The 10,996-nt window shown below is 64.5% G+C and carries 10 protein-coding genes and 6 tRNA genes; 14 read left to right on the top strand and 2 right to left on the bottom strand.

Translation table 11 applies throughout. From position 1 onward, the window contains the following. Window positions 1-307: 307 nt before the first annotated feature. The 4 genes from ACFX4F_RS05105 to ACFX4F_RS05090 all read left to right on the top strand — a co-directional run bounded on the left by ACFX4F_RS05105 (window position 308) and on the right by ACFX4F_RS05090 (window position 3,990). The gene (locus ACFX4F_RS05105) at window positions 308-1,312 is read left to right on the top strand and encodes an isocitrate dehydrogenase (protein WP_099819170.1); all 1,005 of its coding nucleotides are present in this window, start codon (window positions 308-310) and stop codon (window positions 1,310-1,312) included. A gap of 184 nt (window positions 1,313-1,496) precedes the next feature. Beyond that, window positions 1,497-2,240 carry a cysteine hydrolase family protein gene (locus ACFX4F_RS05100; protein WP_380652872.1) on the top strand — a complete coding sequence of 248 codons (744 nt, stop codon included), beginning with the start codon at window positions 1,497-1,499 and terminating at the stop codon, window positions 2,238-2,240. 53 nt (window positions 2,241-2,293) lie between these two features. Then, window positions 2,294-3,202 (top strand): LysR family transcriptional regulator, encoded by a 909-nt coding sequence (locus tag ACFX4F_RS05095; RefSeq protein ID WP_380652869.1) that lies wholly within the window; start codon window positions 2,294-2,296, stop codon window positions 3,200-3,202. A gap of 26 nt (window positions 3,203-3,228) precedes the next feature. Next, window positions 3,229-3,990 (top strand): sulfite exporter TauE/SafE family protein, encoded by a 762-nt coding sequence (locus ACFX4F_RS05090; RefSeq protein ID WP_180163726.1) that lies wholly within the window; start codon window positions 3,229-3,231, stop codon window positions 3,988-3,990. Between the two features lie 4 nt (window positions 3,991-3,994). Here ACFX4F_RS05090 and ACFX4F_RS05085 read toward each other — a convergent pair whose 3' ends face one another. Both ACFX4F_RS05085 and ACFX4F_RS05080 read right to left on the bottom strand, forming a co-directional pair. Then, window positions 3,995-4,627: a flavin reductase family protein gene (locus ACFX4F_RS05085; protein ID WP_380652865.1), complete on the bottom strand. Its 633-nt coding sequence runs from the start codon at window positions 4,625-4,627 to the stop codon at window positions 3,995-3,997. A gap of 95 nt (window positions 4,628-4,722) precedes the next feature. Beyond that, window positions 4,723-5,481, bottom strand: a complete 759-nt coding sequence (locus tag ACFX4F_RS05080) for a Bax inhibitor-1/YccA family protein (RefSeq protein ID WP_176021619.1) — start codon at window positions 5,479-5,481, stop codon at window positions 4,723-4,725. Window positions 5,482-5,663: 182 nt separating this feature from the next. Between ACFX4F_RS05080 and ACFX4F_RS05075 the strand changes: the two genes are divergently transcribed. The 10 genes from ACFX4F_RS05075 to clpX all read left to right on the top strand — a co-directional run bounded on the left by ACFX4F_RS05075 (window position 5,664) and on the right by clpX (window position 10,888). After that, window positions 5,664-5,740 (top strand) — tRNA-Pro (locus tag ACFX4F_RS05075). 38 nt (window positions 5,741-5,778) lie between these two features. Then, window positions 5,779-5,855, top strand: a tRNA-Arg gene (locus ACFX4F_RS05070). 177 nt (window positions 5,856-6,032) lie between these two features. Further along, window positions 6,033-6,109: transfer RNA gene (locus ACFX4F_RS05065), tRNA-His, on the top strand. Window positions 6,110-6,188: 79 nt separating this feature from the next. Beyond that, a tRNA-Lys gene (locus ACFX4F_RS05060) sits at window positions 6,189-6,264 on the top strand. Window positions 6,265-6,413: 149 nt separating this feature from the next. Beyond that, window positions 6,414-6,489: transfer RNA gene (locus tag ACFX4F_RS05055), tRNA-Lys, on the top strand. Between the two features lie 255 nt (window positions 6,490-6,744). Continuing rightward, window positions 6,745-7,074 (top strand): hypothetical protein, encoded by a 330-nt coding sequence (locus tag ACFX4F_RS05050; protein ID WP_380652861.1) that lies wholly within the window; start codon window positions 6,745-6,747, stop codon window positions 7,072-7,074. 123 nt (window positions 7,075-7,197) lie between these two features. Continuing rightward, a tRNA-Leu gene (locus ACFX4F_RS05045) sits at window positions 7,198-7,282 on the top strand. Window positions 7,283-7,473: 191 nt separating this feature from the next. Next, window positions 7,474-8,769, top strand: a complete 1,296-nt coding sequence (tig, locus tag ACFX4F_RS05040) for a trigger factor (RefSeq protein ID WP_100551677.1) — start codon at window positions 7,474-7,476, stop codon at window positions 8,767-8,769. 76 nt (window positions 8,770-8,845) lie between these two features. Beyond that, the gene (gene clpP / locus ACFX4F_RS05035; protein ID WP_025878142.1) at window positions 8,846-9,472 is read left to right on the top strand and encodes an ATP-dependent Clp endopeptidase proteolytic subunit ClpP; all 627 of its coding nucleotides are present in this window, start codon (window positions 8,846-8,848) and stop codon (window positions 9,470-9,472) included. Between the two features lie 126 nt (window positions 9,473-9,598). Continuing rightward, window positions 9,599-10,888 carry an ATP-dependent Clp protease ATP-binding subunit ClpX gene (gene clpX / locus ACFX4F_RS05030; RefSeq protein ID WP_099819177.1) on the top strand — a complete coding sequence of 430 codons (1,290 nt, stop codon included), beginning with the start codon at window positions 9,599-9,601 and terminating at the stop codon, window positions 10,886-10,888. Window positions 10,889-10,996 lie beyond the last annotated feature (108 nt).

Raw genomic sequence — 10,996 nt, 5'->3', positions numbered from 1 at the left:
GCCGGGCCATGCCCGGCGGGCACCTGAACGAAAGGCCGCCGGGCATGGCCCGGCGCTACCGATGACGTACATCGGGGCCTTCCCCGCGATCCAACAGCCCAGCAGCCCCTTCTTGTTGAAGGGGCGCGCCGACAGGCGGGGGTAGAGGTGGAATGCGCGGGCAATTCTGCCTGAGCCGGGACTGGGACCATGGTCTATTTGGGACCTCGGCCCCGGCTCAGGCATAATTGCGGGTGAAACTTCCTTTGCGCCGGCGTTTCCGGGCACGTCCGGACGGCGTTTTTCCCCCTGTTCGGAACATCGATCAATGACGCAGAAAATTACGGTCATCCGCGGCGACGGCATTGGCCCGGAAATCATGGACGCCACCCTGTTCGTACTCGACCAGCTCAAGACTGGCCTGGAGTACGAGGACGCCGACGCCGGCCTGGTGGCCCTGGAAAAGCACGGCGATCTGATGCCGGCGGTGACCCTGGAATCGATCGCGCGCAACAAGGTCGCGCTGAAGAGCCCGCTGACCACGCCGGTCGGTGGCGGCTTCACCTCGATCAACGTCAGCCTGCGCCGCCACTTCGACCTGTACGCCAACGTGCGTCCGGCCCACACCTTCCCGAACACCAAGTCGCGTTTCGAGAACGTCGACCTGATCACCGTTCGTGAGAACACCGAAGGTGCGTACCTGGCCGAAGGCCAGGAAGTGTCGGCCGACGGCGAGACCGCCTTCTCCGGCACCCGCATCACCCGCAAGGGCTCCGAGCGTATCGTGCGTTACGCCTTCGAGCTGGCCAAGAGCACCGGCCGCAAGAAGGTCACCGCCGTGCACAAGGCCAACATCATCAAGTCGACCTCGGGCCTGTTCCTGGCCGTGGCCCGTGAAGTCGCCGCGCAGTACCCGGACATCGAGTTCCAGGAAATGATCGTCGACAACGCCTGCATGCAGCTGGTGATGCGTCCGGAACAGTTCGACATCATCGTCACCACCAACCTGTTCGGCGACATCATTTCCGACCTGTGCGCTGGTCTGGTCGGTGGCCTGGGCCTGGCTCCGGGCGCCAACATCGGCAAGGACGCGGCGATCTTCGAAGCCGTGCACGGCACCGCGCCGGACATCGCCGGCCAGGGCAAGGCCAATCCGTGCGCGCTGCTGCTGGCAGCGGCACAGATGCTGGACCATGTCGGCCAGCCGGAAAATGCCGAGCGCCTGCGCAAGGCCATCGTGGCCACGCTGGAAGCCAAGGATTCGCTGACCGGCGACCTCGGCGGCACCGGCAACACGATGGGCTTCGCCAAGGCGATCGCCAGCCGCCTGTAAGCAGCGGCTCGACCCCCGGTCGGATCCCACAGCGGGGCGCCTTCGGGCGCCCCGTTGCGTTTCACCGCTTCCACAGAAATCTATCTGTGCACATTTCGCACAGATCATGTGCTCCGATGTGGCTGGTTCGTGCGTTCAATGCTCCGCATCCTGTGCCGACTTTCCCTCGCACAGGAGCTTGACCATGAACCTCGCTGCTTTCGGCCTGGCCAGCCTGATCGGCATGGCCGCCGCCACCCCGGCGGCCGCCGCCGAGTCGTCCCATCCCACCATCCGCCATATGGCCGGCGCCCCGGCTGCCACCTCGCTCGACGCAGCGAAGACGGCCGTGCTGGTGATCGATTTCCAGAACGAGTATTTCGATGCCAGCGCCGCCGTTGGTTTCGCCGGTGGTCGCATGGTCATTCCCGATGGCGTGGCGGCCCTGCGGCAGACGCGCCGCGTGGTCGACTTTGCCGATGCCAACGGCATCCGCGTGATCCATGTGCAGCACGTGTTGCCGGCCGGCGCGCCGCTGTTCGCAGAGGGCAGCGTCAACGCCGCCTTCCACCGTGACATGCAGCCGCGCAAGGGCGAGACCGTGGTGCAGAAGGACAACGTCAGCGTGTTCGCCGGTGCCTCGGCAGCGGTATTGGACAAGGCGCTGAAGGATGCCGGTATCGACACCCTGATCGTCACCGGCCTGCAGACCCATGCCTGCGTTGCCGGTGCTGCACGCGATGCCGCTGCAGCGCCGCGCGGCTATCGGGTGATCGTCGCCTCCGATGCCTCTGCCAGCCGTGATCTGGATCTGGCCAATGGCGGGAGCATCGGCCATCGCGCATTGCATGAAGCGTCGCTGGCACAGATCGAGGATGCCTTTGGCGATGTCATGACCACCTCGGCGATCCTGGCCCTGCCGGTGCGCAAGGCCGGCGACGACGCTTGATAAGCTGGCGGGGTCCGCAGCCAGCGGGCCCCGCCGACTGGAGTCACCTCCCGATGGATCATTTCGCCGCCCTGCGAGCCTTGCGCGCGATCGTCGATGCAGGCAGTTTCACTGCTGCCGCCGAGCGGCTGGATACCACCCATTCGGCGATGTCGCGGCAGTTGCGTCAACTTGAAGAGCACCTGCAGGTGCGGCTGCTGGATCGCAACAGCCGGCGGTTGTCGCTGACCGAGGCCGGGCGCGACTACTACCGCGAGGCGGTGGCGCTGCTTGACCGGCTGGAGGCCGCCGATGACCGCGCGCGGGCCGGCCAGGCCCAGCCCAGCGGGCGTGTGCGGGTCAGCGTGCCGCAGGTGGTCGCCAGCCAGGAGTTGCCGCATTGGTTGCCTGGCTTCCTGGCGCGCTATCCGCAGGTGGCACTGGAACTGTCGGCCGACGATCAGCTGGTCGATGTGGTCGGCGGTGGCTTTGATCTCGCCCTGCGCATCGCACCGTCCTTGCCTGACAGCCAACTGGTCGCCCGTGAACTGGCGCGATGCCCGCGCATCCTGGTTGCGGCACCGGCCTACCTCGCCCGGCACGGACTGCCTCGAGAGGTGGCCGATCTGCAGAACCACACGCTGTTGGCATTCAACCCGGTTGCGGCGATGACGCCGTGGCAGCTGCACGGGCCGCGCGCTGCCATCGTCAACGTGGAAGCCGGTCAACGACTGCGCGTGGACGCCACACCGGCACTGTATGCGGCTGTGCTGGCCGGCATGGGCATCAGTCTGTTCACCGCGCTCACGGTGCAGGAAGACCTGCGCGCCGGTCGGTTGATCCGCGTGCTGCCCAGCTGGCACGGTGGCACGCGCTGCTATTTCGCGCTGTATCCGCATGCGCGTGCACTGGCGCCGAAGGTGCGTGCGCTGGTCGATCACCTGGCCGCGCATTACGCTGCAGCGTCGGGTGCGGCAGGGTAGTCGCGCGGCAGCGGTGAGGAGTGGGGATGGAGTCGGTGTATCTGCTGGTCGCGCTGGGTGCGATCGTCGCGGGGTTCGTGCAGGGCCTGTCGGGTTTCGCGTTCGGCATGGTCGCGATGTCGTTCTGGGCGTGGGGGCTGGATCCCCGGCTTGCGGCGACGCTGTCGGTGTTCGGCGCGCTGGTCGGCCAGTTGCTGGCGGTGTTCACCGTGCGCCGAGGCTTCAACCTGCGCCTGCTGCTGCCGTTCGTGCTCGGCGGGTTGGCGGGCATTCCGCTGGGCGTGCTGGTGCTGCCGCAGCTGGACATGGTCTGGTTCAAGGCGCTGCTGGGAGGATTCCTGGCGCTGTGGTGCCCGGTGATGCTGATGGCGCGTTCGTTGCCACCGGTCACCGTTGGCGGCAGGTTTGGCGACGCGCTGGCCGGCATGGCCGGCGGTGTGCTCAGTGGCATCGGCGGCTTCGCCGGACCGGTGCCGACGCTGTGGAGCACGCTGCGTGGCTTCGGCAAGGACGAGCAGCGCGCGGTCATCCAGAACTTCAACCTGGCGATGCTGGCGGTGACCATGGCCACCTATGTCGGTACCGGCATGGTGACCCGGCAGATGCTGCCGTACTTCGCCATCGTCGCGCCGGCAATGCTGGTGCCAACGCTGCTGGGGGCGAAGCTGTATGTCGGCATCAGTGAAGCGCGTTTCCGGCAGATCGTGCTGGGGCTGTTGACGGCTTCCGGCGTTGCCATGCTGGCCTCGTCGTTGCCGTTGCTGCTGTCCCGTGGGGCGGCGGGATGAGGGCTCAGGCGGGCCGCTGCATGCGGAAACGTTGCTCGGCGGTGATCCGGAAATAGTCGGCCGGTCCGCCGCCACGCAGGATGGTGTCGCTCGCGGCAGTGTCGTAGATGCCGTCGACGAGCAGCCGCGTATCGATATGCACGGCGACCACTTCTCCCAGTACCAGCCAGCCATTGGTGTCGTTACCGGCCGCGTCGCGCAGGCGTACGATCTGCGTGCAGCGGCACTCCATGCTGACCGGGCTCTGCGCCACGCGCGGCGGTGCAACCTGCTCCGAGGCCAGGGGTGTCAGCCCCGCCAATGCGAACTCGTCCACTTCGGGCGCGACTGCGCGGCAGCTTTCGTTCATTGCCTGGGCCAGATCGAATGTGGCGAGGTTCCAGACGAACTCGCCGGTGGCTTCGATGTTGCGCAGCGAGTCCTTGCGCCCCTGGCTGCTGAAACCAATGATCGGCGGCGTGTAGTTGAAGGCGTTGAAGAAGCTGTAGGGCGCCAGGTTCACATTGCTGTCGGCATCACGACTGGAGATCCAGCCGATGGGGCGCGGGCCGATGATGGCGTTGAACGGATCGTGCGGCAGGCGATGGCCGTCGGCCGGGCGATAGCTGTGGAAGCGGGGAGGGGAGGTATCTGCCATGGGTGTGGTTCCGCGGAAGTCGAGCGCGCTCGACGCTACAAAAAAGGCCGCGATCCCGACGGACTGCGGCCTTGTCGTTTACGGCATGGATTGGATCAGCGCTGCTGGATCTTCGACAGCAGGCGCAGGAACTCCACATACAGCCAGACCAGGGTCACCATCAGGCCGAATGCGCCATACCATTCCATGTACTTCGGCGCGCGCTGGGCCACGCCGGTTTCGATGAAGTCGAAATCCAGCACCAGGTTCAGCGCGGCAACGACCACCACGAACAGACTGAAGGCGATGCCCAGCCAGCTGGCGTCATGGATCACCGGCACGTTGATGTTGAAGAAGCCAAGCACGAACGACGCCAGGTACAGCAGGGCGATGCCGCCGGTGGCGGCGACCACGCCGAGCTTGAAGTTTTCGGTGGCCTTGATCAGGCCGCTGCGGTAGGCGAACAGCAGTGCGAACAAGGTGCCGAAGGTCAGCAGCACCGCCTGGAACACGATGCCGGGGAACTTCATGTTGAACACGGCCGAGATGGCGCCCAGGAACAGGCCCTCCACCAGCGCATACAGCGGCGCGGTGACCGGCGACCACTCCTTCTTGAAGACGGTGATCAGGGCCAGCACCAGGCCGCCGATCGCGCCGCCCATGGCGTACAGCTTGGCGCCGGCCATCACCTGGCCGTAGTCGTCCACGGTCTGGTTCCAGGCGAACGCTGCCGTCAGCACGGTCAGCAGCAGCAGGAAGCCGGTCTTGTTGACGGTGCCATTGAGGGTCATTACCTGGCCGGGGCTGGTTACCACCGAGCCACTGGCCAGATCGAGGAAGGTCGACTCGGAAAGAGCCGGGTTGCCGCTGCGCATGCGAGGTCTCCGTGCGAAAAAGGGGGCGATTCGGCCATCCGGCCGATGGCTGCGAGCATAGCCGATGGCTGCGCAATCTGCGGTCATGGCCGGGCAGGGCGGGGATTGCGCGTTGACAGTTCGCACGACGCTTGGCCACAATGGTCAGCTCCCCGGGTCCACGCCCGAGGGGATTGCAACACCGGGGTATAGCGCAGTCTGGTAGCGCGCCTGCTTTGGGAGCAGGATGTCGGGGGTTCGAATCCCTCTACCCCGACCAATCCACGTCACGTCGGATTGGACGCCGTTCCGGTTCGGGCGCCCGTAGCTCAACTGGATAGAGCACCGGCCTTCTAAGCCGGCGGTTACAGGTTCGATTCCTGTCGGGCGCGCCATTGGTTGGTGCGACACCGGAACGTAGCTGGCGGATGTGAAGAAGTGCTTGCAAAAGCCTGTCGACTCCACCAGAATGTCGGACTCGCTTCGGCGGACCTGAACTTCGGTGACAGTCCTCGGGCAACGTATCAAGCGTCAACGTCGGCAGCATCGACGGTGAAGCGAAAGTTTCAGTGGTGGCTGTAGCTCAGTTGGTTAGAGTACCGGATTGTGATTCCGGTGGTCGGGGGTTCGAATCCCCTCAGCCACCCCACTGATTCAACCGCATCGGCAGCGCCGAAACGGTATTGCAATAAACAGAGTGCACGCTACAATGTGCGCCTGAGTTTCAAGGGCTGTTAGCTCAGTTGGTAGAGCAGTTGACTCTTAATCAATAGGTCCAAGGTTCGAATCCTTGACAGCCCACCAAGACAGAAGCCATCGGGTCCACCCGGTGGCTTTTTTCTTCAGATGTAACCCTTCGCGATGGATCGCCGGTTGCAGTGCTTGTTTCAACGAAGTTGAAGAAAGTGCTTGCAACGCCCCCGCGGATCGGGTCATAATTCGCCCCCGATTTCGGGCTGTTAGCTCAGTTGGTAGAGCAGTTGACTCTTAATCAATAGGTCCAAGGTTCGAATCCTTGACAGCCCACCAGACGAAAGCCACTTGGTCCGCCAAGTGGCTTTTTTCTTGCTTTCGGCAGCGTCTGTGGATCCGCGTCATGGGTGGATGCCGCGCGCATTGGTGGATTCATCCACGCATGGCGTGGATCTACTGAAGCACGGCTGAAATCAGCGTCAAATACGTCATCAGCATGTTCAATGCTGTGAGCTGCTTCTCACCGGTTGCCGTCGGCATCGCTCCCAATAGGTGTTCCGCGCCGAAGGCGCATGCATGAGGAGTGCTTTGATGGCCATTAACAGAGCTGTGGGTCTGATGCTGTCCAGCGTGGCGGTGATCGCCCTGTCGGGCTGCAGGGCGGACGACGCCGCCACTGCCGGGGCCGCACCGGATCACGCGCAGACGGTGGAGCGTGCTGCGGATGTCGAGCATGTTCCCGCGAAACCGGTCGACGCCGCGATGGCGATGCGTCCGGCCCAGGCGGCGGAGGAGGGGGTGTCTGCGGATGCGGCTGAAATGAAGCACTCTGAAGACGGCGCGACGCTTGAGGCCCGCCAGCGCGATGCTGCGGTGGGCAGCGACGGTGCGGCGTCGGGGCAGGTGCAGCCCGCGCATTGATCCGGTGGCCCGGCTCGGCACCCGCCGCCCGGGCCGCTTTCTCCATCAAATGGCGTATTCAGTTTTGTGGAAGCCTTCCGCTTTCCGCCCCCGCCTGCAACAATGAACACCTGAGCCGGCCACGCGAAAGTGGCGGAATTGGTAGACGCCCTGGATTTAGGTTCCAGTGCCGCAAGGCGTGGGGGTTCGAGTCCCCCCTTTCGCACCAGGCCGGCCCGTCCCCCGCCCAGTCGGGCATTCCGCGTCAACCCCTGCGCCCCGCCATGCTGGCGGCGCCGCCCGAATTGGGCGAAACTAAAGGGCTGCGGCAAGCAGGCGCGTCATCGACGTCGTGTCCTTACAACCGTTTCATCCATCATCGAGCCGGGGGCCAGGGCGCCACCGGTGGCAGGAGTCAACATGCAAGCTTCGATCGAAACCATCGGCAACCTGGAACGCCGCCTGAGCTTCTCGCTGCCGGAAGACCGTCTGCAGAGCCACATCAACGGCCGCCTGGGCGAAATCGCCCGCACCACCCGCATCAAGGGTTTCCGTCCGGGCAAAGTGCCGGCCAAGGTGATCGAGCAGCGCTTCGGCGCGCAGGTCCGTGGCGAGGCGCTGGACGGCCTGCTGCGCGAGACCTTCGACGCCGCCGTGCGCGAGCACGACCTGCGCATCGTCGGCAGCCCGCGCATCGACAAGGGTGACGAGGGCGAGTTCTCCTTCGTGGCCACCGTCGAAGTGGTGCCGGACTTCGGTGACATCGACGTCAGCAAGCTGACCGTGGTGCGCCACACCGCCGAGATCACCGATGCCGACATCGACCAGATGATCGAGAACCTGCAGACCCAGCGTCGCAGCTGGTCGCCGGTCACCCGTGCCGCGCAGGACGGCGACCTGGTCGCACTGGAAACCTGGTCGCAGGCCGGTGACGAGCGCCTGCCTGCGGAAGGCACCGAGAAGGGCAGCATCGTGCTCGGTCAGGGCATGATGTTCGAGACCATCGAGCAGGGCCTGGTCGGCATGACCAAGGACGAAGAGAAGACCCTGGACGTCGAGTTCCCGGCTGACTGGCGCGTGCCGGCGCTGGCGGGCAAGACCGTGCAGGTCACCGTCAAGGTCACCGACATCTCCGAGCCGGTCGTGCCGGCGGTCGATGAAGCCTTCATCAAGAGCTTCGGCGTGAAGGGCGGCGACGTCGAGCAGTTCCGCAGCGACATCCGTGCCAACCTCGAGCGCGAGCTGAAGGGCGCATTGATGAATCGCCTGCGTCGTGAAGTCGGCGAGCAGCTGATCGCGGCCTACGCTTCGGTGGAAATGCCGCCGCGCCTGGTCGAGAACGAAGCCCGCGCCATGCTGGCCCAGCAGGTCGAGCAGATCCGCCGCAGCGGCCGCAACCCGGGCGAGATCCCGGCCGACGCCCACGAAGGCTTCAAGGACGCTGCTGCCAAGCGCGTGCTGGTCGGCCTGGTGGTCGGCGAAGTGGCCCGCAGCAACGACCTGCGCCTGGAGCCGAAGCGTCTGAATGAAACGATGCGTCTGATCGCTTCGACCTACGAAGAGCCGGAGCAGGTCATTGAGATGTACCGCAACGACCCCCAGCTGATGTCTGGCCTGCAGAATCGCGTGATGGAAGAGCAGGTGATCGACTGGATCGCCGAGCGCGCCCAGCACACTGAAGAAAAGCTGTCGTTCCAGGACGCGATCCGCCAGTAATCCCTGGCCGATTGCCGGATACCCCGCGCCAGCCCTGGCGCGGGGTTGTTTCCCCCCAAGATAGGTACCTCACGAAATGGACAACCGAACCAAAGCCCTGAACATGGTTCCCATGGTGGTCGAGCAGACCAGCCGCGGCGAGCGTGCCTACGACATCTATTCGCGCCTGTTGAAGGAGCGCCTGATCTTCCTGGTTGGCCCGATCGACGATCACATGGCCAACGTGGTGGTGGCGCAGCTGTTGTTCCTGGAAGCGGAAAACCCGGAAAAGGACATCAGCATCTACATCAACTCGCCGGGTGGCGTGGTCACCGCCGGCATGGCGATCTACGACACCATGCAGTACATCAAGCCGGACGTGAGCACCATCTGCGTCGGCCAGGCCGCCTCGATGGGCGCGCTGCTGCTGGCTTCCGGTGCCGCGGGCAAGCGCTATGCGCTGCCGAACTCGCGGGTGATGATCCACCAGCCGCTGGGTGGCTTCCAGGGCCAGGCCACCGACATCGACATCCACGCTCGCGAGATCCTGACCCTGCGTGCGCGCCTGAACGAAGTGCTGGCCAAGCACACCGGCCAGTCGCTGGAGACCATCGCGCGCGATACCGAGCGCGACAACTTCAAGAGCGCGGTCGACGCGGTCGCCTACGGCCTGGTCGACCAGGTCCTGGAGCGTCGTCCGGAAGAGTCGATCCAGGCCGGCTGACCGGCACTCACGGGGCCATGGCAGGCCCCGTTCCTGCAGGGTCGGGTGGACTGATGTCCTTCCGGCCCTGTGTTATTCTCGAATCGAACCCCCGTTCAGCGGGTGGCGTAACTGGGTAAGCGAAGCATGAGCGAAGACCGCCAAGGTCGTTCCACGGACACCGGCAAGATCCTCTACTGCTCTTTCTGCGGCAAGAGCCAGCATGAAGTGCGCAAGCTGATTGCCGGTCCGAGCGTGTTCATCTGCGATGAGTGCGTGGAGCTGTGCAACGACATCATCCGTGAGGAGCTTGAGGAAAAAGCGCAGTCGGCACGCAGTTCGCTGCCCAAGCCGCGCGAGATCCTCGAGGTGCTCGACCAGTACGTGATCGGCCAGAACCGCGCGAAGCGGACGTTGGCCGTGGCCGTGTACAACCACTACAAGCGCATCGAGAGCCGCCAGAAGAACGACGAAGTCGAGCTGGCGAAGTCGAACATCCTGCTGGTCGGTCCGACCGGTTCGGGCAAGACCCTGCTGGCCGAGACCCTGGCCCGCCTGCTCAACGTGCCGTTCACCATGGCCGACGCCACCACGCTGACCGAAGCCGGTTACGTGGGCGAAGACGTGGAGAACATCATCCAGAAGCTGCTGCAGAAGTGCGACTACGACGTCGAGAAGGCACAGCAGGGCATCGTCTACATCGATGAAATCGACAAGATCTCGCGCAAGAGCGAGAACCCGTCGATCACCCGCGATGTGTCCGGCGAAGGCGTGCAGCAGGCCCTGTTGAAGCTGATCGAAGGCACCGTGGCCAGCGTTCCGCCGCAGGGTGGGCGCAAGCATCCGCAGCAGGAATTCCTGCAGGTGGACACCAAGAACATCTTGTTCATCTGCGGCGGCGCGTTCGCTGGCCTGGACAAGGTGATCCAGCAGCGTTCCAACGACGCCGGCGGCATCGGTTTCGGCGCCAAGGTGAAGAGCAGCGAGCGCAAGCAGGAAGTGGGCAAGGTGCTGGCCGAAGTCGAGCCGGAAGACCTGATCAAGTTCGGCCTGATTCCCGAGTTCGTGGGCCGCCTGCCGGTGGTCGCGACCCTGGAGGAGCTGGACGAGCCGGCTCTGATCCGCATCCTGACCGAGCCGAAAAACGCCATCACCAAGCAGTTCAAGAAGCTGTTCGAGATGGAAAACGTGGAACTGGAGTTCCGTCCGGACGCGTTGTCGGCCATCGCCAAGAAGGCGCTCAAGCGCAAGACCGGCGCTCGTGGCCTGCGTACCATCGTCGAATCGGTCCTGCTGGACACCATGTACGACCTGCCGTCGCAGGAAAACGTCAGCAAGGTTGTCGTGGATGAATCGGTGATCGAGCACAAGTCCGAGCCGTACCTGATCTACCAGACCCCACCGGCCCCTGAACAGAAGGCCGCTGGCGCCGAATGATTCTTTCAACTTGTTGAATAGAAAGAATTTTCTCGGAACGTCTTGCATCTGAAAGCCGATGGCCCCATAACGGGGCCATCGGCTTTTTTTGTCTCCGGAAGATGCCCT

Source organism: Stenotrophomonas sp. YIM B13575 (genome assembly GCF_042787595.1).
In the GTDB taxonomy this organism is placed as follows: Bacteria; Pseudomonadota; Gammaproteobacteria; order Xanthomonadales; family Xanthomonadaceae; genus Stenotrophomonas; species Stenotrophomonas lactitubi_B.
This window is presented reverse-complemented; position numbering and strand designations above follow the sequence as displayed.